The sequence below is a fragment of the Algoriphagus formosus genome (assembly GCF_002807035.1).
Lineage (GTDB): Bacteria > Bacteroidota > Bacteroidia > Cytophagales > Cyclobacteriaceae > Algoriphagus > Algoriphagus formosus.
Genome location: NZ_NIUC01000002.1, coordinates 1,694,796 through 1,717,540, shown reverse-complemented (window position 1 = coordinate 1,717,540; position 22,745 = coordinate 1,694,796). Strand labels below are relative to the sequence as shown.

Annotated in this window: 10 protein-coding genes; 9 read left to right on the top strand and 1 reads right to left on the bottom strand. The window is 44.2% G+C overall.

Features of this window, described 5'->3' with window-relative positions:
• Nucleotides 1-3: 3 nt before the first annotated feature.
• From mreC to rodA, 4 genes are read left to right on the top strand one after another with little or no spacing between them, the layout of a single operon-like run.
• A complete protein-coding gene (mreC, locus tag CDH51_RS13650; protein ID WP_100629071.1) occupies nucleotides 4-840 on the top strand; it encodes a rod shape-determining protein MreC in 837 nt (278 codons plus the stop codon).
• Nucleotides 830-1,354 carry a rod shape-determining protein MreD gene (locus CDH51_RS13645; protein ID WP_100629070.1) on the top strand — a complete coding sequence of 175 codons (525 nt, stop codon included), beginning with the start codon at nucleotides 830-832 and terminating at the stop codon, nucleotides 1,352-1,354. Before mreC ends, CDH51_RS13645 begins: the two co-directional genes overlap by 11 nt.
• On the top strand, nucleotides 1,351-3,153 hold the full coding sequence (gene mrdA, locus CDH51_RS13640) for a penicillin-binding protein 2 (protein ID WP_100629069.1): 1,803 nt from the start codon (nucleotides 1,351-1,353) through the stop codon (nucleotides 3,151-3,153). The genes CDH51_RS13645 and mrdA overlap by 4 nt, the downstream gene beginning before the upstream one ends.
• The gene (gene rodA / locus CDH51_RS13635) at nucleotides 3,153-4,427 is read left to right on the top strand and encodes a rod shape-determining protein RodA (protein WP_026947576.1); all 1,275 of its coding nucleotides are present in this window, start codon (nucleotides 3,153-3,155) and stop codon (nucleotides 4,425-4,427) included. The genes mrdA and rodA overlap by 1 nt, the downstream gene beginning before the upstream one ends.
• Here rodA and CDH51_RS13630 read toward each other — a convergent pair.
• Entirely contained in the window at nucleotides 4,424-5,524 is a 1,101-nt protein-coding gene (locus tag CDH51_RS13630) for a hypothetical protein (RefSeq protein ID WP_100629068.1), read from the bottom strand. The genes rodA and CDH51_RS13630 overlap by 4 nt on opposite strands.
• Nucleotides 5,525-5,556: 32 nt before the next feature.
• Between CDH51_RS13630 and CDH51_RS13625 the strand changes: the two genes are divergently transcribed.
• The 5 genes from CDH51_RS13625 to CDH51_RS13605 all read left to right on the top strand — a co-directional run bounded on the left by CDH51_RS13625 (nucleotide 5,557) and on the right by CDH51_RS13605 (nucleotide 22,587).
• The gene (locus tag CDH51_RS13625) at nucleotides 5,557-5,883 is read left to right on the top strand and encodes a 2Fe-2S iron-sulfur cluster-binding protein (protein WP_100629067.1); all 327 of its coding nucleotides are present in this window, start codon (nucleotides 5,557-5,559) and stop codon (nucleotides 5,881-5,883) included.
• Nucleotides 5,884-5,886: 3 nt separating this feature from the next.
• Nucleotides 5,887-6,471, top strand: a complete 585-nt coding sequence (locus CDH51_RS13620) for a thymidine kinase (RefSeq protein ID WP_024283788.1) — start codon at nucleotides 5,887-5,889, stop codon at nucleotides 6,469-6,471.
• Nucleotides 6,471-7,163: a DNA repair protein RecO gene (recO, locus tag CDH51_RS13615; RefSeq protein WP_100629066.1), complete on the top strand. Its 693-nt coding sequence runs from the start codon at nucleotides 6,471-6,473 to the stop codon at nucleotides 7,161-7,163. The genes CDH51_RS13620 and recO overlap by 1 nt, the downstream gene beginning before the upstream one ends.
• A gap of 187 nt (nucleotides 7,164-7,350) precedes the next feature.
• Nucleotides 7,351-9,090, top strand: coding sequence for a transcription termination factor Rho (gene rho / locus CDH51_RS13610; RefSeq protein WP_100629065.1), 1,740 nt, complete (start codon nucleotides 7,351-7,353; stop codon nucleotides 9,088-9,090).
• Nucleotides 9,091-9,792: 702 nt separating this feature from the next.
• On the top strand, nucleotides 9,793-22,587 hold the full coding sequence (locus CDH51_RS13605) for a beta strand repeat-containing protein (RefSeq protein ID WP_157807119.1): 12,795 nt from the start codon (nucleotides 9,793-9,795) through the stop codon (nucleotides 22,585-22,587).
• Nucleotides 22,588-22,745: the final 158 nt, after the last annotated feature.

The window sequence follows — 22,745 nt, the reverse complement described above, 5'->3', positions numbered from 1 at the left end:
CGAATGCTACGCATTTTCGAATTCCTTTATAAACTAAGGGCCTTTTTACTATTTGTCTTATTAGAAATCATCGCCATCTGGATGGTGGTCAGAAATAACTCTCCCCAAGGAGCAGCATTTTTCAATAGCTCGATGGCCATATCCGGGTCATTATTGAAAACTCAATCTGACATTACAGGATTTTTCAGTCTTTCTGAAGAAAATGATAAGCTAAGCGCTCAAAATGCCCGCTTGTTGAAGGAGTTGATTGGTCAAAATTCCATGGATAGTGTTTCTTACGCTCCTTTGGATTCCAGTTTTAAGGCTTCCTTTGAAATCATCGGTGGTAAAATAGTAGGCCAAACCCTGCGTCTAGCCCAGAATCACATCACGATCAATCGAGGTGCGGACGATGGAGTCACAGAGGGAATGGGGATTTTCACCCAAAATGGTGCCGTGGGAAGAATTAAGGAGGTCTCCAAAAACTTCTCCGTGGGTATTTCCCTCCTAAATACTGGGCTATTGGTCTCTTCCAAAATCAAATCAAGCGATGTCTTCGGATCTATCAACTGGGATGGAAAAGATACTCAGGTGGCCAAAATGCTCTATGTACCTAGACACGTGACCCCTTCCCCTGGAGACACCGTAATCACTTCCGGCTACAACGCTGTGTTTCCGGAAGGGATTTTGATTGGCACGATCAAAAGCGTCAATCCATCTGAAAACCAAAATTACCTAGATATCAGTGTGCAACTGAGTGCTGACTTCAGCAAGCTTAATTATGTGTATCTAGTCAGAAATACATCCATTGAGGAGCGGGATTCTCTCTATCAACAAGCCGAGATAAGCGATGAATATTAGAAATCTTTTTTCGACAATCATCTGGGGATTGTTGCTGCTGGTTATTCAGATATTCTTTTTGAAAAACCTGGCACTCTTTGGCGTTGCTCTTTGTTTCATTTATCTATTGCTCATTTTACACCTACCTGTCAACATATCGACCATTTCGCTTTTGGTGATCAGTTTCTTAGTCGGACTGACAGTGGATATGTTTTATGATACGGGAGGAATTCATGCAGTCGGCACTACATTTATTGGATTTTTTCGACCTATCTGGTTACGAATTATCAGTCCAACAGGTGGATACGACGAAGGAACTTCCCCTACCCTTCAAGAAATGGGTACAGGTTGGTATTTGACCTATATTGTTCCTATGACATTCTTGTTTTCTCTTTTGTTTTTCACAGTAGATCAATGGGGAACCATGGGTGTTTTCAATATCCTAAACAAAAGCTTTTTTTCCTCCATTTTAACGGTGCTTTTGGCTATACTTGTACAAGCGTTGTTCTATAAAAGAAGGAGGAGTATTCTATGAACGACAAGAGGCCGTTTGTCATCATTATCGTCATTTCCTTAGTTGGCTTAGTTTTGCTGACCAAGCTTTTTATGATACAGGTAATGGACGACAGCTTTACCCGTAGGGCAGAGCGAAATGCCATTCAGCGAGTGGTGGATCATCCTTATCGTGGATTGATTTATGATCGAAACGGCGAACTCCTCGTTTACAATAATCCTATTTTTGACCTGATGGTCGTACCCAAGGAATTCTCTGTAAAGGACACTGCTAAATTCCTTTCGATTTTTGGGATTGAAAAAGAAGACCTGGTCACAGCTTACAATGCTGCTAAAAAGTATTCATCCGTCAAGCCATCTCCGCTGATCAAGCAAATTTCTTCAACGGATTTTGCCAAAATCCAAGATTTTCTGATCGATTATCCAGGGCTATTTATTACCACAAGATCTGTACGCTCCTACCCTACTCCTATTGCAGCTCATGCCCTTGGCTATATCGGGGAGATTAATGCCCGCCAACTCGAAAGAGATAGCTCAGACTACTACGAACAGGGTGATTATGTAGGCCTAAGTGGAATGGAGCGATTTTACGAAGATGAACTGAGAGGTCAAAAAGGGGTCAAATACAAAATGGTCAACGTCCGAGGCGTAGATAAGGGACCATTCAAAGATGGGGCTTACGATACCGCGTCCGTTGCAGGAATCAACCTAACGTCAACACTGGATCGAGAACTTCAGCTATACGGTGAGCATCTGATGGAAGGTAAAACCGGGTCAGTGGTAGCCATTGAACCAAAGACAGGGGAAATCTTAGCCATGATTTCTGCTCCTTTTTATGACCCAAATGAACTGACTGGAGCTGATTTTGGAAAAAACTACTCTATCCTCAATTCGATGGATAGCAAGCCTTTCCTGAATCGTCCGGTCATGGCCCGCTACCCACCTGGCTCCATTTTCAAAATTGTGCAGAGCTTGATTGGTTTGCAAGAGGGCATTCTATTCCCAGAGACGACCTTTGCTTGTAACAGATCTTTGGTAGCTTGCCACAATCATCCTTCTCCGGTCAATCTTTTCGGAGCTATCCGAAATTCCTGTAACCCATATTACCATCAGGCTTTCCGAAGGATCATCAATCAGGAGATCTCCAGCAATACCTTTAAGGATACACAGATCGGTCTGGATGCCTGGCGGGAAAAAGTGATGAAATTCGGACTTGGCGGAAAACTTGGAGTGGATATGGTCGGCGAATACGGCGGCGATGTTCCATCCAGCAAACTATACGATCGAGTGTATGGAGAAGGTCGCTGGAAATATTCTACGATTTATTCACTTTCCATTGGACAGGGTGAGTTGCAAGTTACTCCATTACAAATGGCGAATCTGGCGGCTATTTTTGCCAACAAAGGATATTATTACACGCCTCATTTGATTAAGGCTGTGGATGGTGATCCTACGAGAATACCCGCTAAATTCCGAATCAAAAATGATGTAGGCGTCGATCCAAAGCACTTTGATTTGATTCAGGATGCGATGGCGGAAGCACTTTATGGAACAGCAAATCGGGCGATTATTCAGGATTTAGTGATTGCCGGTAAAACAGGAACAGCCCAAAACCCACATGGAGAAGATCACTCAGTATTTGTTGCTTTCGCACCAAAAGATGATCCGAAGATTGCGATTGCTGTCTATGTAGAAAATGCGGGTTGGGGTGGTAGAGCTGCAGCAAGTACAGCGAGTTTGATGATTGAAAAGTACCTTCGAGGACAAATCACCAGACCTCAGTTAGAAGAATATGTATTGGCCAATAACTTCATTTATTAATGCGAAGCAACGATCTACCCATCAGTCGCGTCGATTGGCCTACCGTACTAGTCTATTTTGCTTTAGTCATCATAGGCTGGTTTAATATCTATGCGGCGGTTTTTGACGGGCAGGCTGCCAAAAGCATTTTTGACTTTTCTATCAACTCGGGTAAGCAGCTTGTTTGGATCGGTGCTTCGGTGGCGATTATCCTTGTAATCATGGCCGCTGATCATCGGCTTTTTGAAAATCTTGCACTTCCGGTTTACCTCTTTTTCCTTGTTTTACTTCTATTGACGCCCTTTCTCGGCAAAGAAGTAAACGGGCAGGTCCTGTCTATCGGGGTTGGTTCCTTTAGAATTCAGCCTGGGGAGTTTGCCAAATTCGCAACAGCACTCGCGCTAGCAAAGGTGATGGAAAGGCCGAATTTCGATCTCTCCCAAACCAAAAACCAACTTATTGCCTTGGGAGTGATGATGGCACCAGTAATCCTGATTTTGCTGCAGCCTGACACGGGTACGGCAATGGTTTACTTTGCGCTTTTCATCATGTTTTATCGAGAAGGCTTTCCCCAGCGCTATTACATTTTGGGCCTTGGTTTTATTGCCCTGTCTCTACTCGCTCTTGGCATTGAAAACAATTTATACCTAGCAATCGGAATAGGTCTAATCTTTTTATTATTAGTATCCATCGGAAAGCGATCTTGGAAAAGGACGCTGGTATTTGGGGCGATTGCTCTGGTGATGATAGGATATAGCTATAGTATCGATTTTGTCGTATCCAAGCTTCCTCCTCATCAGCAAAACAGAATCATGGTTTTGTTCAACCCTGACTTGGATCCGCTTGGTGTTGGTTGGAATGTAACCCAGTCCAAAATCGCCATTGGTTCAGGTGGATTCTTAGGAAAGGGTTATTTGCAAGGCACCCAAACCAAGTTTGATTTCGTACCGGAACAACACACGGATTTTATCTTCTGTACGCTAGGGGAAGAATTTGGCTGGCTGGGCAGCTTGGTAGTAATCGGATTGTTTATGACTTTGCTTTACCGGCTGGTCGTCATGGCAGAGCGACAGAAAACACGATTTGCCAGAGTCTATGGCTACTCCGTGCTTTCTATCATTCTTTTTCACTTTATGATCAATATTTCGATGACGATAGGGCTTTTCCCGGTAGTGGGAATTCCTCTTCCATTTTTCAGTTATGGAGGATCCTCTCTTTGGTCATTTACCATTTTGCTATTCATCTTTATCAAAATGGATGCATCCCGTTCTCAGCAATTGGGCCGATTAGGTTAATCCAAAAAGCGCCTATACACCAAAGAAAGAAATTCGTCCACTGGTTCTGAATTAGGCTCCCATCCTAACTCGGGCAGGTATCGATTATTAATTAATTCGATGGCGTCTTCAAGTGAATCACAGGCATCAAGGGATTTCAAAGCATGAGTCAATAAGTCATCATTACCTTCGAAAAGCTCCTTTCGAAACATGAAGCGCTGATTGATGGCCAAGCTTTCCGACAATTCACCAATAATCCCTTTCATGCCTTTGTAACTCTCAGCAGAGAATCTAGCGCGAACTTGCCTCACTTGAATCGAGCCTGATGTACTTGGACTTGGACTCTTTGGGGTAGAGGCAACCGGCTCAGGTGTAGTTTCCACTTTCGCTTGAGGAGCTTCTTTTACTTCCTCTTCTTCGAGATTCTCAAAGAAAGAAGCAGACTCCTCCTCCGTCTTTGGGCTTAGAGCAACTGCTTCCGCTTCAGCTTGACTGTCATTTTGTAGATAGGCATCGAGATCAAAAGCTTTGACATCGCCTAAGGTGGCAAGAAGCAAGTTGACAGACTCCAATTGATCCTTTACTGCTTGGTAATTGGCTGCGATAGCTTTTTTGTAATCCGAAGCCTCCTGACCAAACCCAGCCTTATCGATCAAAAAATTAATCAATTGAGCATGCCATTTATAATACTTTTTATTCTCACGCAGGTATTCATTGATCTGCTTTGCCGGAGCCTGATCGATTTCAGATTGATAATAGCTTACAGGATCGGTGGCCAGTTCTATCGCTCTTTTCACCGCCTCTTCTAGCAAGGGCTGAAAATGTCCTTTCTCCACTCGGATTCTTCGGGAGAGCACATTCATAAACTGGGTTAAGGCTTCATGAACTGAAATATCCCGATAGTCGAAATAGGGATTGCTTTTCAGTTTCTGTAATTCCTTCTGCCACAGCTCGAAGAGATGCTTGATCACAAAGAAATTAACTTGGACAGAGCTGGTCAAGCCAACGATATCCTGTCCTGAGATAAATTGCCGATCAGTAAAAAACCGTTCGCAGACGGTCTCGGAGTACGCTTTGGCGTAATTTTCTAAATATTTGCTGTTAATTTGAGTTGTCATTCACTTGGTGATTTACTAAAGTCAACGAAGAAATGTCCCGAATAGTGATAGAGAACCTATATAATCGTACCCTGGACTCGGGCAATCGCTCGGGTAAAGTTATTGAATTAATTCATGAAAACGGCATCGATTGGATGCATGCCTGCGGTAAAAAAGGTCGTTGCACCAGTTGCAAAATGATCGTCGTTTCTGGGATGGAAAATCTCGATGCACCCAATGAACGGGAGCTTTTCTACAAAAAACAAGGAAGATTGAAAGAAGATGAAAGACTTTGCTGCCAAACGGAAATTCCTGAAGGCGATCTTCGAATCCGAGTGGCAGAAATCAACAAATTTCCCCATCTAGACTACAGCGAGTAAGGCATGTTTATAGAACCATCTGTGCGTAGAAGCGGAGCTCATGACCGAAAAGGTCAACTTGAGGTGATTTGTGGATCTATGTTTTCTGGAAAAACCGAAGAACTGATTCGCAGATTAAATCGTGCCAAAATCGCCCGATTGAAAGTTGAGATTTTCAAACCCAAAATCGACACTCGCTATCACGAAGAGGAAGTAGTATCCCATAATGAAAATTCGATCCGCTCCACTCCTGTTGATTTTGCAGAAGATATTTTGCTACTCAGCGGAAACTGTGATGTGGTAGGGATAGATGAGGTGCAATTTTTTGATGATAGAATCGTATCCGTGGTCACCCAACTCGCCAATCAGGGCAAGCGGGTAATCATGGCGGGTCTTGACATGGACTTTGAAGGGCAGCCTTTCGAGCCCATGCCCAAGTTGATGGCAGTAGCAGAGTATGTGTCCAAAGTCCACGCGATTTGCATGAAATGCGGGGATTTGGCTGCTTTTTCCCTCCGACTTTCCGATTCCAAACAGAAAGTAATGCTGGGAGAGCATAGTATCTATGAGGCGCGATGCCGAAAATGCTTCTTTGAAGACAAACGCTGATGCTCAAAAAGACTGAGGGAATAGTCATCAACTCAATGCGGTACAGGGATACAAGCCTGATTGTCAAAATCTTTACCCGCGAACTCGGACTAAAATCCTACATCATCAATGGAGTGAGAAAAGCTGGTACCAAATCAAAAGCAGCTCTTTATCAACCGATGACCATTTTGGATTTGGTAGTCTATGAAAAGGAAAATTCGGGACTGCAGCGAATCTCCGAGTCCAAACTAGCTCATCCCTATGCACTGATTCCTTATGAATTTCCCCGCACAAGTATTGCACTTTTTCTGGCAGAAGCGGTTGCCAAGTCCATTTATGAAAATTATCACAACGAACAATTATTCGACTGGCTCAAAAATTCGCTTCTGTGTTTGGACCGGAATACACAGGAAATCAAGCACTTTCCGCTAGTATTTCTTCTGGAGATGGCCAGATTTATCGGTTTTGGCCCTGAAACTCCGCACGAATTATTGGACGAAAGTCGCTCCTTGCCATTTGGTGCGCAGGAACTTCCGCAGGCTATCGAATACCTGGAATGTCTGATGAGGTATTCTTATTCCTGCCAATTGAAAGTAAAAAAGGAGCTTCGGAGCAAATTATTGGACTTTTTGCTGGTTTTCTATGGAGAGCAACTCGATAGCAATCAAGTTTGGAAATCCATCGCGATCATCCGAAATGTGATGGCTCAATAAAAATCAGAGAAAAAAACAAATATTTGTTAAATCTAAGATATAGCTGTAATATTGCAGACATACCGCAGGTGAACAGGCATCCCACTTTGTCCTGAACAATTCAAGCAGTTCTTTTTTGCTACGATCTTCATTTGCGATCAAAACCGCGTTAAGCACACTATTATTATCATTCACTCATACTCTCTTTATGTACAACATAGAAGAACTCAGAATCAGATTATTGTCTGAACTGAAGGAAATCGCCGAGGAACTGGGCGTCAAAAACTTCAAATCCCTCAAAAAAGACGAACTCGTCTACGCCATCCTCGACCAGCAAGCTATCACCCCAGAGCAAGCCCTCCCTAAGAAAAAACCTTCAGCAGCAGAGTCAACTCAAGAGCCTCCCAAGGCCGCAGAACCTGCAAAGGCAGCAAAGCCGGAAAAGAAAGAAAAACCAGCACCTAAGGAAGAAGAGCCGGAATTCAAACCAAAATTCCGAAGACAAAACGTAACCGAACTTCCTAAAGAGCAAGGCAAGCCGGAGAAAAAAGCGGCAGAACCTGAAAAGGCTGAAGCTCCCAAGAGCAGACCTGAAAAAAGACAGGAAAGCGGAGATGAAAATCCCAAAACTTTTAGACCAAGGCGCAAAGTTTTTGAAGAGGTCAACGTAGCCAACGAATCCAAAGATGAAAAGGCGAAACCAGAGGCAGCAGCTGAACCTGAAGTAGAGCTTCCAAAGCGCAAAAACTTCAAGTCGCAAGATGAAATTCATACCCCTGCAGCAGAAACAGTTCCAAGCAATAAGAAGAAGACCTACGTCAGCCCGAAAGAATTTGACGGTGTCATCGAAAATGAAGGTGTATTGGAAATGATGCCAGAAGGCTATGGTTTCCTTCGCTCACTGGATTATAACTATCTCGCTTCTCCAGATGATATTTATGTATCACCGAGTCAGGTCAAACTATTCGGCCTGAAAACGGGAGACCATATCAAAGGCTCGATCCGACCACCTAAAGAGGGTGAAAAATACTTTGCCCTTTTGAAAATCGGCACCGTCAACGGAAAGACGACAGACGAAATTCGTGATCGGGTTCCTTTCGAATACCTGACTCCACTTTTCCCTGAAGAAAGATTAAACCTTTCTGCAAAGCCAGATGGCTATTCTACCAGAATCCTGGACCTTTTTGCTCCTATCGGAAAAGGTCAGCGAGGTATGATCGTAGCCCAGCCAAAAACTGGTAAGACGGTACTATTGCAGCAAATCGCTAATGCTATTGCTAAAAACCATCCGGAAGTACACCTGATGATCTTGCTGATCGATGAGCGACCTGAAGAAGTGACTGATATGGCCCGATCCGTACGAGGCGAGGTGATTTCCTCCACTTTTGATGAGCAAGCCGAGCGTCATGTGAAAGTTGCCAACATCGTTTTGGAAAAAGCTAAGCGAATGGTAGAAGTAGGACATGATGTAGTCATCCTTTTGGACTCCATCACCCGACTTGCCCGTGCACACAATACCGTAGTGCCTAGCTCTGGAAAGATCCTTTCCGGTGGTGTGGATGCCAATGCCTTGCACAAACCGAAGCGATTCTTTGGTGCAGCGAGAAATGTGGAAAATGGAGGTTCATTAACTATCATCGCCACAGCTCTTGTGGAAACAGGATCCAAAATGGATGAGGTGATCTTTGAAGAATTCAAAGGAACCGGTAATATGGAATTGGCTTTGGACAGAAAGCTAGCCAACCGAAGAATTTACCCATCGATCGATGTCTTGAGTTCCGGTACCCGTCGCGAGGACTTGTTGATGGACAAGGAAGAAATGCAGCGCGTTTGGATTCTCCGCAAGCTGATGAGCGACATGAACTCGCAAGAGTCTATGGAATTCCTACTCAACCGAATGAAGGGAACTCGCGACAATGCAGAGTTTTTGATCAGTATGAATGGGTAAAAATGCCTGATGTTAGATGTCGGATGACCGATGCCTCGGCTTCGCTCAGCACAAATCTACTGTTATAAAAAACGAAACCGGCTCGTAAGAGTCGGTTTTTTTTATGCGCAGATTCTTAAAGCTGTTTTTATAGGTTATTATTTTTCACAGATTATCTATAAGAAAATGGATTTGAAACCACCCAATTTGCTTTGTTTATTAAGTGTTTGGTTAATAGTGATTTACTGAATAATTTTCACTCCTTTTGCATGATTAAAAGTAATTGTATTGTAAAAGGAAGCCAGCTAGATTCTTAGAAATAGACTTTTGAGTTCGGAATAAACTTTTGAATTCAAAAAAAATCAAAGGACCTACCTAGCAGAAAAAGAGATCAGGAAAATATTTGCATATTTGAGTTGATAAAAGTGTAGAATTCTGAAAATTTGATCAAAAATTAAAATTATTCTGTAAGGCTACTATTTTTCAACGGTTTATGACATTTGTCATCATATACAAAAAGTATTTTTTTGTATGTTTATGGCATTAAAGTGTTAACGAAATTTGATTACAATTTTTAGGAACATAATTCAGAGCTCCCAACTGGGATGTTTTCTGATCGGACTTTTGGACAATTTCCTTTATATAAAAAGGAAAGAGGCACTTTTTTATTCAATTCCAAAGCAATTCAGACAAAGCATAGGACAATTTCTATTAATTTTTGGATTGTTATTAAGCCTTGGAAGTGGAGAGGTATTGGGGCAGATAGCTTTAAGGGGTTCAGCAACCAATACGAGCAATGGTGGTTCAATAGTTCTTACGGCTCCAGCAAATTTACAAGTTGGAGACTTGATGATCGTAAATATTGCAGAAAGTGATAATGATAGAGATCAATTAGGACAAGGAGGATATTTACCAGACTGGACCAGAATTGCATCTGGAGTATTTGCTTCTGAAGGAAACAATAGATGGGCTGTCGCTTGGCTTTATAAAATAGCAGACGCAGGAGATGTGGCAAATAGAAATTTCGATTTCGATGCTGATAATCAAGCCGAAAGTATAGTTGGGGGTATTGCTGTTTTTTCTGGGGTTGACCCCACAGACCCTTTTGATGCAATAGGAACCCCTGTAGTGGGTGATGCAGATGATTTGACTGCTGATGCAATTTCTCCTCCTACTGTCGGCAATGCCCTCGTTATGCTTGGTGTAGTTGCTGACAATAGAACATATTCCGGTTGGAATACAAACACGCCTGGTCCCGGAACACTAGCGCTTAACGAAATCTTCGAAGAGACATCAACTCGAAGCGCTGATTTATCTGTAGGGGCTGCATGGGTTCCTAATCCAAATACTGGAAATACTGGAGACGGAGATGCTGAGCTGGAAGATAATGAGAATGATCCCTTTGCTTCAATTTTACTTGCTTTAAAGCCTGCTTGTTCATCCTCAGCTAATCCTGGTCCAACAATGTCCCCTATTTGTCAAGGAGGAACATCCGCTGGTCTCGGTGGGAGTGTTGGTGGTTCCGCTACAGGTGGAATATGGTCTGATGGAGGAATTGGAGGTACTTTCAGCCCAAGTGCTACAAACTTAAATGCGACCTGGACTCCACCTGCTAATTATATTGGAACTGCTACACTTACCTTAACTACTACAGGTGGGGGATGTGATACTTTCGATTCCAAAACAATCTTAGTAAACCCAAACCCGACTGTTGATGCAGGCTCGTCTCTTGCTGCCATTTGCCAAGGAGATAGCTCTGTTCCATTAGGAGGTAGTGTAGGCGGCGGAGCTACAGGTGGAACTTGGTCTGACGGCGGAATTGGAGGAACTTTCAGCCCAAGTGCAACTGCTCTAAACGCAACTTGGACACCACCCGCATCTTATAATGGCACTGCCACTTTAACCCTGACCACATCAGGAGGTTCCTGTGGTTCGGTTAGCGATTCAAAAACCATTACAGTAAACCCCGGTGCAACAGCAGATGCCGGAGGTGCATTGGCAGCCATATGTCAAGGAGAAACCTCGGCTCAAATGGGAGGAAGCATAGGAGGTGTAGCCACAGCTGGAACCTGGTCGGGAGGATCGGGCACTTGGAACAATCCAAGCAACCCAGCAACTGCTACCTACACTGCATCTGCAGGAGAATCTGGGTTAATCACACTGACCCTCACTACTACGGGTGGAGCATGTGGTACCACTTCAGTTTCAAAAACCATTCTAGTCAATGCACTTCCACAAGCAAACCCAGGTCCCGCTTTAGCAGGTATTTGCCAAGGGGAAACTACTTCGGCAATGGGTGGATCCGTGTCGGGATCTGTTGCGGGAGGAGTTTGGAGTGGAGGGTCCGGTACTTGGACTAATCCTACTGATCCAGCTAATGCGACCTATACTGCTGGAGCCTCCGAGTCAGGAACAATTACCCTAACCTTAACGACAGTTGGGGGTGATTGTGGAGTAACTACAGCAACCAAAACGCTAACAATTACCACTAGCCCAACAGCTAATGCAGGAGGAGCCTTGGCTGAAATTTGTGATGGAGAGACTTCTGCTCCAATGGGAGGAAGCATAGGTGGTGCCGCTACAAGTGGCATTTGGACTAATTTGAATGGAAATGGTACCTGGACCAACGCCAATGATCCTGCCAATGCAACCTATACAGCAGGTCCAAACGATAGCGCATTAGGCCTAATCACTTTGCAACTTACTGCTAGCGGGGGTTCCTGTAGTCCTGCAGTAGTTACAAAAACTATACAAATAAATCCTGGCAAAACAGTAAGTTCAGGTTCTACAAACACATTCTGTTTTTTCACAGGAGACATTAATCTTACCCATAGTACCACTGGGGCTACCGGAATATCTGGAGATGGAATAGATGGCGCTAATGGACTTCCTACGGGCGTAAGTGCCACATTTAATTCTTCTACCGGAGAAATAAGCATAACTGGCAACGCAACAGAGCTGGGAACCTTCAACTACAGCATAGAATTACTGGGAACCTGCGGAGTAGCCTTTGCAACCGGAACTATCGTTGTTGAAGATTGCGGTTGTGTAGAAACATTAGATTTTGACACCGATCCTTCGGGTACATGGATAGTACCTGATGGTGTTACAGAAATTATTGTTGAAGCCTGGGGTGGCGGAGGAAGAGGTGGTAGAAGAACCTCTGGAAGCTGGGCCGCTGGAGGCGGAGGTGGTGGTGGATATTCCCGATCAATTCTTTCAGTTAACCCTGGAGATACCTTTGGTTATTCTGTAGGTCAAGGAGGCACTACTGGTAGCATAAATGGAGGTAATACCACTTTTGGTTCAGGCCTATTAGCTCGTGGTGGTTCAGGTGTAGAGAATGATTGGCAAGGAGGTAATGGAGCACCTATCGGAACCGGAAATGATGCAACCTATAGAGGCGGTAATGGCGGTGATGCAAATGGTTCCAGAAGTGGAGGTGGAGGATCCTCTGGATATGCAAATTCAAATGGTGACGATGGTGGTGCTCTTACTCCCGGTACAATACCAGCTGGAAGCGAAGGAGGAGATGGTGGCCCAGGAGTTAATACTTCCAATACTGAAGGACAAGATGGGCAAATCCCTGGTGGCGGAGGTAGCGGTGGCTCCGGAAGAAATGGAAGTACTTATTATACTGGAGGTGACGGCGGAGCCGGTCGAATAAAAATTTCCTATACTTTGACAGCGGGTATAGTAAATGGCCCACAGTCTATTTGTGTGGGAGGGACGACTACATTTACTTCTACCATGGCTGGAGGAATCTGGTCATCAGCAGATCCTTCTATTGCAACAGTCAACCCCTCCACCGGTGTGATCACCGGAGTAAGCGCAGGTGCAGCAACTATCCGATATACCATTACAGGTTGTACTGTAGCGACCTCCTCTAGAACGGTATTTGTTAACCAACCTATTAGCCCAGGAACTATCAGTGGGAATCAGGATATCTGTATAGGAGGAGATACTCAGCTTTTATCTTCCACAGCCTTCGGAACCTGGTCTTCAGCAAATCCAGCTATTGCCACAGTTTCCAGCACAGGCTTAGTAACTGGAGTTTCTGCTGGTACAGCGGAAATATTCTATACCCTTCCTGCCAGTGGAGGCTGTCCTGCACCTGAGACTAGTATAATTATCACTGTCACTGCACCACCTGACGCTGGCGTGCTCAGTGGAACTCAGGAAGTCTGCGAAGGGGGAACAAGAACTTTCTCTTCGACAATTTCCGGTGGTATTTGGTCATCTGGAAATCCAGCAGTTGCCACAGTAGATCCTTCAACTGGGGTTGTGACTGGAATAGCTGCAGGTTCCGCAATTATTACCTACACCGTTTCAGGCTCAGGAGGCTGTGCAGATGACTTTGAAACCCGGTCCATTACAGTAACCCAAGCGCCTGATGCAGGAACCTTAAGTGGGGCGGATGAACTTTGTGTAGGTGAAACTACCCTATTCAGCTCAACTTCGATAGGAGGCACTTGGTCCTCAAGTAATACAGCAGTAGCCTCGATAAATGCATCGACGGGAGAAGTCACTGCTCTTTCTAGTGGTACAACTACTATTAGCTACACAGTAGCAGGCTCAGGAAGTTGTTCAGATGACACTGCTACCCGAAACCTAACTATTAATCCACTACCAACACCCACATTTATTACCCAACCCACTGGAGTTGTATGTATTGGGGAAGAGGTAACTTATTCAACTCAAACCGGACAATTCAATTACGACTGGCAGATATCTGGTACAGAGGGAGTCGATTATAGTATAACTTCTGGTGGAACTGATTCTAGCAGTTCTCTAACACTAACCTGGTTAACACAAGGCTCTAAACAAGTATTCCTGAGTTATTCAAATTCAAGTGGATGTTCAGCCGCAACATACGTCAGCAGCCCTATATCGGTCAGTCCTCTTCCAACCCCTGTTTTCCTTATTGAGCCATCGGATGATTTTTGTATAGGCGATGTGGCCTTTTATACCACAAGGCCTGGACAAGCAAATTACAATTGGAGTATAACTGGAGTCCAAGGAACGGATTATAATATTGTTGCAGGTGGATTATCTACTAATACAATTTCAATAGAATGGCTGACAGATGGAACTAAAACTGTCACTGTTAATTATGAAAACTCCAATGGCTGTCAAGGAGCAAGCCCTGTCTCTAATACAATCACTGTAAATCCGATCCCGGTTCCTACCTTCACCACTGCTCCTTCCGGAATAGTATGTATAGGTGAGGAAGTCACTTATACAACACAGTCAGGGCCAGAAATTTCAGATTATGATTGGACTATTTCCGGTGATGAAGGAATAGACTTTACCGTAACTGCTGGAACCGACAATACATTAACAATTATTTGGTTGACTGCTGGGCAAAAAACTGTAACAGTCAACTATGAAAACTCCAGTGGTTGTGCTGGCTCCTCACCGGCAACAAGCACTATTGACTTGGATCCTCTACCTGTTCCGACCTTCACCGCTGAGCCTTCCAATCCAACATGTATTGGCGACGAGGTAACTTATACCACCCAGTCGGGCCAATCCAACTATATCTGGACAGTTTCGGGAGTTGAGTCAACTGATTACAACATCACCGGAGGCAGTATCGGTACCGGAAGCAACACGGTCACTATTGAGTGGTTAACCCCAGGAGATAAAACTGTGACAGTTGGTTACACCAATCCCGATGGTTGTATTAGTGCTACCTCAGCTTCAAATACCATTACCCTAGACCCTCTACCTGTACCGACATTTACCATAGAGCCAGTAGACCCGGTATGTATTGGGCAAGAATTAATCTATACCACTGAATCTGGGCAATCCAATTATGTTTGGACAATTACGGGTACGGAAGGAAGCGATTACACTATTACTGACGGAAGCACTGGCACTGGTAGTAATACTGTAACCATTCAATGGTTAACTGATGGAGCAAAAACGGTTACGGTTAACTATACCGATGCAAATGGATGTACTGGTATAGCTCCCGCTTCAAACACCATTAATCTAGCGCCACTTCCTACTCCAAGCTTTACTGTAGAACCATCTAATCCCGTTTGTCTGAATGATGAGGTAACTTATACTACCCAAGTTGGTCAATTTGATTATGATTGGGATATCCCTGGTACTCAAGGGATAGATTATAATATTACAGGAGGTGGAATAGGAAACAATAGCAATACTGTTACCATCGAATGGTTGACCTCAGGAAGTAAAACGGTTACAGTTAATTATACTGATCCAAACGGGTGTTCAATACCAAGTCCTGCGTCGAACACTATTGACATTAGCACACCAGTTTCTATTGACCCTGTAATTGATCCAGGTCAGCTTGGTGATACTGAATGTTTTGGAGATGGTTTTGATCCTATAACCATTACGGCTACGGGATCTGGATTGTCCTTCCAATGGTATCGTAAGCCTGACAACTCAGATATTGCTACTAATCCTGGCACAGCAGTATCTGGAGCCACCTCGGCTACATTTACGCCTCCTTCTTCTCCTGAGGGTATTTCGTACTATTATGTGGTAGTCACAGGGACTTGTGGAGGCCCTGAAACCTCAGACCTTACTGGTGCATATATAGTTTCTCCTTCAGGAACTTCTATCAATTTAGATCTAGATCCTTCAGCTCCAGATGAGGTGTTCTGCTTAGGATCTGGAACTTTCTCTCAACTTGAAATTGCAGCTACAGGTGACGGCGGAATACCAGCAAGCTATCAGTGGTATCAAAATACTACTCCTAATAATACAGGAGGAGTTTTGCTTACCGGAGAAACGAGCCCAACTTTCACCCCTCCTTCCGATGCAAGCGTAGCAGATGGATTGCCTAGATACTACTATGCTACCGCTACAAGCCCGAGTTGTGGAACCGTTACTTCCTCGATTTCTGGGGCGTTCATCGTTAATCCTTTAACCAATATCGATTCTGAAGACTTAGGAGGGGATACGATCTGCGATGGGCAGGGTCCATTTAGTCCAATTTCCGTAAGCGCCTCTGGAACTGGCACCTTGTCTTATCAATGGTACACCAACACAACAGGGGTAATTAATACAGGGGTGGATTCCCAAGTCGGTACAGATTCTGACACATTTACTCCTCCATCTGACAATGCCGATGGAATACCAAGATACTATTATGTAGTGGTTTCAAGTTCCGGAGGTTGTGGCCCTGATCAAACCTCAAGTGTTTCAGGAGCATTTGTGGTAAATGCACTACCAGTTCCAACTTTAAACCCTGCTCCTTCAGGTGAAGTTTGTGAAGGCACTTCGGTAACCTACACCACCGAGTCAGGACAATCCAACTATAATTGGACAATACCTGGAGTTGATGGCACTGATTATTCTATTTCAGCAGGAGGTGGTACAAATGACGACTCGATAACAATCACTTGGTTGACGGAGGGCACAAAAGATGTGACAATCAATTACAGCAATTCCAATGGTTGTTTTGCCGCAACTGCAACAGTACTTTCTACGAATGTCAATGCGCTCCCCGAACCAACCTTCACGATTGCTCCGCCTTCGGAAGTTTGTGTAGGCACTTCTGTAACCTATGCTACCGAGGCAGGTCAATCCAACTATGTTTGGACAGTACCAGGAACATCAGGAACTGATTATAACATCACGGCGGGTGGAATTGGAGCATCTAACAACAGTGTAACGCTTACTTGGTTATCTGATGGGACTAAAGATGTTTCTGTTAGTTATACAAACACTAATAATTGTACAGCTGCTGTTGCAACAGTAAATTCTACCGTAGTAAATGCATTGCCTGAACCAACTTTTACAAGCGCTCCTCCAGCTGAGGTTTGCGTAGGTGATCCAGTAACCTACACTACCGAGGGAGGTCAATCCAATTATGTTTGGAATGTACCGGGAACTGCAGGAACTGATTACAACATTATAGCAGGCGGAATTGGAGCATCCAGCAATACGGTAACCCTGACTTGGTTGACGGATGGCACGAAGGATGTATCAATCAATTATAACAATGCCAATAATTGTTCAGCAGCAAGCGCGGTAATTAATTCCACCATTGTAAATGCACTTCCTGAACCAACTTTCACCGCTGCACCCCCTATCGAGATTTGTGTGGGCGAATCAGTCACCTATTCTACTGAGCCAGGACAATCTAATTATATCTGGACTATATTAGGAACTGAAGGAACTGATTATAGCATCACGACAGGAGGGGGTACAAATGACAACTCTGTAACCCTAATCTGGTTGACTGCCGGCACTAAAGATGTATCGATTAATTATACCAATTCAAATAATTGCTCAGCAGCTTCAGCAGTTGTAAACACCTCTTTTGTAAATGCCCTACCTGTACCAACATTTACAGCACAACCTTCTACTGATGTCTGTGTGGGTAGCTCGGTAACGTATACTACCCAATCAGGTCAGGATAATTATACCTGGTCAATCCCAGGAACTGCTGGAACAGACTATACGATCACATCTGGAGGTATTGGACCTTTTGACAATACAGTCACCTTAACTTGGTTATCTGCTGGATCCAAAAATGTCTCTGTAAATTATAGTAATTCGAATAATTGTGAAGGCGCATCAGCTGTCACCAATACTATTGATGTCAATCCTCTACCTGTTCCAACATTTACCGAAGCTCCTACGGCAGACCTTTGTATTGGAGAACCTGTAACGTATACAACACAAATTGGACAATCCAATTACATATGGACTGTATCTGGAATACAGGGAACGGATTACAATATTTCTTCAGGAGGAATTGGCACTTCCAACCATACGGTAACCCTAACATGGCTAACTGCAGGCACCAAAAATGTAAGTGTGAATTATAGTAATGCAGGAGGATGTACGGCCCCATCTGGGGTGACTAATTCTACAGAAGTCAATGTAACACCTATTATTTCAGACATTTCGGGAACCACTATTTGTAGTGGAGAAAATTTTGAAGTGATCCCACTAGATGGATCTAATGGCTTGGTTCCTGCTGGAACGACTTATACCTGGACGGTATCTTCTAATGGAAATTTAACAGGTCAGTCTGATGTGGCTACTGGCCAAAGCAGTATTTCCCAAACGCTGACTAATACCTCTTTAGTCGATCAGACTGTCACCTATACAGTTACTCCTACCACTCCGGATGGGTGTGTTGGAAATTCTTTTGAGGTAGATGTTTTGGTTCGACCAATGCCAACTGTAAATCCTATCTCGGATCAAGATATTGGTTGTTCAGGTCAGTCTACTACAGCAGTGAATTTTACGGGTAATGGAGTCGCAGGAGTAGTTTATAATTGGACGAATAGTGAACCATCGATTGGTCTAGCTGCGTCAGGCACTGGAAACATTCCTGCATTTATTGCGGAGAACCCTAGTTCAGGTCCGATTACAGCCACCATTACAGTAACACCTACGGTGAATGGTTGCCCAGGTCCTTCAGAATCCTTCACTATTACTGTTGACCCAACCCCAGTAATTACCCTACAAGCAGATTATTGTGCGGTAGATGGAAGTGTACTTTTAGTAGCCAGTTCTAATGTAACAGGCACTACCTGGGAATGGAGTACTGGAGAAACGACTTCCTCCATTTTAGTTGATATTGCTGGATCCTATTCTGTGACAGCCACCTCTCCAGATGGTTGTACAAGCACTTCTTCCATCAGTATTGCAGAGGAATTAATTATTGATGGGTCCTTTACCAATTTTGATCCTGCAAATCCAAGCTTCTTTACTGAATACACTCAGAATCAAGCTTACTATGTTAATGGCAATCCTGCGACAGGCTTATGGCCAGAAGGATATTATGCAGTAAATGTAAATGCCAATGGTAGTACGACCACAACTCCTCCTGGTTATCACACTAATTTTTATGGAAGAGACCACACCAATAATGCAACCGGACCAAGGAACTTTATGATGGTCAATGGAGGTGCGCTTATTGGCTCTCCTCTTAGACAGCCCGTTATTTGGAGACAAGAGGTCACAGTTGAGCAGTTTACAGAATACTATTTCTCCGCTTGGGCCATGAATTTGAATCCGGCGTCGAATGCTAGACTACAATTCAAAATCAATGGTCAATTAGTGGGTACTGTGCTAGATCTATCAACTGCTCCTGAACCAACTAGTAATGCTCAGGTAAGCTTAGACAACTGGCGGGAGTTTAGATCCAATCCAAGCTGGAGTTCGGGAACTGCCACAACTGCAATCATTGAAATTGTCAACCTAAATACTGCACTAGGTGGTAATGACTTTGCATTGGATGATATTTCCTTCGGAACACTTTCCCCTTTCATTAGATTAACCTCAGACCCAGGAACTGATGATAGTCAAGTTGTCTGCGAGGATTCTCCAATTATAGATATCGAATATGCAGTTGGTGGGGGATTGGACGGTCCAATAGTTACAGGACTACCTGCAGGTCTTTCAGCCATTTGGAATGGAGTTAATTTGAGAATTAGCGGTTCTCCAACAACTCCTGGCGAATATACTTATGAGGTCTTTACCACAGGATCCTGCCAGCAAGTACGAGTAGAAGGTTTGATTGTAGTAAGAGACGTCCCTGATGTAAGCACTATAGCAAGCGACCAAACCATATGTGAGGGAGATACACCTGACCCTATTATTGGGGATGTTTACGCCCCTCAAGACCCTGGGGCTGTGATTTCCTATAGATGGGAAATGAACACTGATCTTTCTACTCCAAACTGGGTAGACGTTCCAAGTAATCCATCAGGGGCTGATTTCGCTCCTCCTGTCCTTACAGAAACTACTCAATATAGAAGGTATACTATTTCAACTGTGGGTGGCAATTTCTGTGAAGGACCACCTTCTGATCCGGTGACCATAACGCTGCAAAGCGAGCCTCTTCCTGGAGCAATAGCAGCTGATCAAACCATTTGTATTGGAGACGACCCTGTCGCATTTACAAGTACTGATGCAGGTTCGGGTGATGGAGACCTTAGCTATATCTGGCAGTTTAGAAATTCTTCTAATCCTATTTGGACACCTATTTCAGGTGCAACAGGCGCTACCTATGATTCACCGGCATTATCAGAAACCACGGAGTTCCAGAGAATCGTTGTTTCCAATTTGAATGGTACAGAATGCCCGTCACCACCTTCCAATATTGTCACGGTTACTGTTACTCCAGAAAACACAGTCACCCCAGTCAACCCTGACCCAGTTCTTTGTCTAGATACAGCCGTTCCAATTACACTTATCCATCGTACTACAGGAGCCACAGGAATAGCTAATGAAGGTGTAGCGGGAGCAAACGGATTGCCGCTAGGAATAAGTGCCTCTTTTGATCCTGGCTCAGGAGACATTACAATATCAGGTACACCATCTGAGGTAGGAATATTTAATTATAGTATCCCTTTGACTGGAGGTTGTGGGTCAGTAAATGCGACAGGTACCATCACAGTTGATAATCCGACATACCCTATTTCCAATATTGAGGTAAACAACCCACCCGTTGGATCATCTCCTCCTTATGTTTCTACATTTACCGTTTACGGCCCTGAGCTAGCACCGGGAGACTACATAATAAATTACAGTACAAGCGGAGCAAATGAGATTGCAGATCAAACGATTACCGTAACAGTCATCACTGCCGGTCAATTTACTTTCGCATCTCTCCCTTATTCTAATGAAGGAACTACTATCCTTACAATAAATTCCATCGAAGGAGTTGCGGATCAATGCCCATATTCGGTACCTACAAACAATACAGCTCCATTTGGAATCAATTGCAGTACTGAATATTTACAAGCGGACGGAAATGCTACCTATTCGGTTGGTGCCGGAATAAGTGAAGTAACCATCCAAGCATTTGGAGATGGAGGAAATCCAGCGCCTGCGACCATCCCTGTAGTCCCAGGAAGTACACTGTATATAGTATTTGACGGAGCAGATGTTTTTGTTACTCCTCTAGGACCATCCGAACCATTGGCTGATAGACTGACACAAGCCATTGTTAGTACGACTGGACCAAATGGAAGGATCGTCATTACTTATGACTGTACGACTCCACCTCCATGTACTGGTTCCGGAGAAGTCTTCCAATACACCGATTCAGAAGGCTTCACGGTAATCCGTATCACAGGTGATTGTAGCTCATGGACTTGGAATGCTCCTGATGGACTGGATGAATTTGAAGTATTGGTTGTCGGCGGTGGCGGTGGCGGTGGCTACGGAGATGCTGCCGGAGGCGGTGGTGGTGGCGCTGTGATTTATCAGCAATACACCGGAATCACTATGAATGGTCTCCCTGGATTACAAGGTGCTACATTCGAAGTTACACCAGGCGGTCAAGGTCTAGGAGCCATAAGTTCAGGTCAGCAAGGTGGCGATGGAACTGGATCGAGCTTTACCGGCTCAACTTTTAATTATGCTGGAAGTAATACTTTCGCCGATCTTAATGCTGCCGGTGGAGGTGGAGGTGGATCTTCAAGTGATCAACTTAGTATCCGTACCGGTAGAGATGGTGCCTCCGGAGGCGGGGGAGCAGCTCATGGATCTGATAGCTCAACTGGAGGCCTGGCAACCTATACCGGAGGAAATGATGGCGGAACAGCCTATGGGCAAAGCTTTGGTCGCTCTGGTGCAGGTGGCGGTGGTGCCGCTGCAGGAGGGGGAAGTGGAAACGGAGATGCATCACTTCTAAGAGCTGGATCAGGAGGAAATGGAATTATGCAGGACATCTCTGGTGAAGATGTTCACTATGGCGCAGGAGGAGGAGGAACCTCTTCTGGGGCTACTGTAAATGAACCTGGTATGGGAGGTAGTCAATATTCTGGCTCAGGCGGTGCTACATTCTATGCAGGAGGAAGAGGCAATAATACTGGAATAGGCCTACCTGCTACCACTTTCGGTTCAGGCGGCGGTGCCGGAAGAACCGGTGGAAGCGATGGCTTCCAAGGTGTAGTCTATATCCGCTATCCTAACTTCCGAATTCTTCCAGTTGAATACCTCTACTTTAAGGCTGAATACAATAATGCTCTTCGCTCTGGGGATTTAAGTTGGGCAACTGCCAAAGAATGGGAAAATGATCGCTTTGAAATTGAGCGCTCTATCAATAATGTCACCGATTGGGAGAAAATCGGAGAGGTGACAGGAGCTGGTTATTCCGATGGACCGGTAGAATATTTCTATCAAGACAGCAAACTGCCTCTAGCGGGAGGAGATATTTTCTATCGGTTGAAGCAATTTGATTTTGATGGAGACTCTACCTATAGTGATATCAGAGCCATCCAAGTCGACCCAATGTCTGGAGTGACTTATTGGAGAGTATTCCCGAATCCGACTTCCGGAGATCCAATCAACTTAGAGATGATCGATACGGGTGTTTACAATGATGAGGAGATCTCTATTCGAGTCATCGCAGCGACAGGTGTATTCGATAGTATTTCAGGTAAATCTGCTAAGCTACTCAGTCAACAACTATCCTTGATTCTGAGAGATAAGGCTGCCGGAGTCTACACCCTAGAGATTAGCTGGGGCGAAAACCGAGAGTATCATAAATTGATTTTGAGAAGGTAAAACAGATTCCAATAAAGATTAAATACGTTAGTCCTGAAGTAACTTCTTTTACTTTGAGTCAGAGTTTACAATCGGCTGCAATCAGACACTGATTTCGATCAGCCTTTCAAAAAACAACTTTTGATAGAAGTATCATTTTTAAATAGGGTTGAAATTTC

Coding starts and splice junctions, on each gene's coding strand:
- mreC (WP_100629071.1), top strand. CDS start 4: ATGCTACGCATTTTCGAATTCCTTTATAAACTAAGGGCCTTTTTACTA.
- CDH51_RS13645 (WP_100629070.1), top strand. CDS start 830: ATGAATATTAGAAATCTTTTTTCGACAATCATCTGGGGATTGTTGCTG.
- mrdA (WP_100629069.1), top strand. CDS start 1,351: ATGAACGACAAGAGGCCGTTTGTCATCATTATCGTCATTTCCTTAGTT.
- rodA (WP_026947576.1), top strand. CDS start 3,153: ATGCGAAGCAACGATCTACCCATCAGTCGCGTCGATTGGCCTACCGTA.
- CDH51_RS13630 (WP_100629068.1), bottom strand. CDS start 5,524: ATGACAACTCAAATTAACAGCAAATATTTAGAAAATTACGCCAAAGCG.
- CDH51_RS13625 (WP_100629067.1), top strand. CDS start 5,557: ATGTCCCGAATAGTGATAGAGAACCTATATAATCGTACCCTGGACTCG.
- CDH51_RS13620 (WP_024283788.1), top strand. CDS start 5,887: ATGTTTATAGAACCATCTGTGCGTAGAAGCGGAGCTCATGACCGAAAA.
- recO (WP_100629066.1), top strand. CDS start 6,471: ATGCTCAAAAAGACTGAGGGAATAGTCATCAACTCAATGCGGTACAGG.
- rho (WP_100629065.1), top strand. CDS start 7,351: ATGTACAACATAGAAGAACTCAGAATCAGATTATTGTCTGAACTGAAG.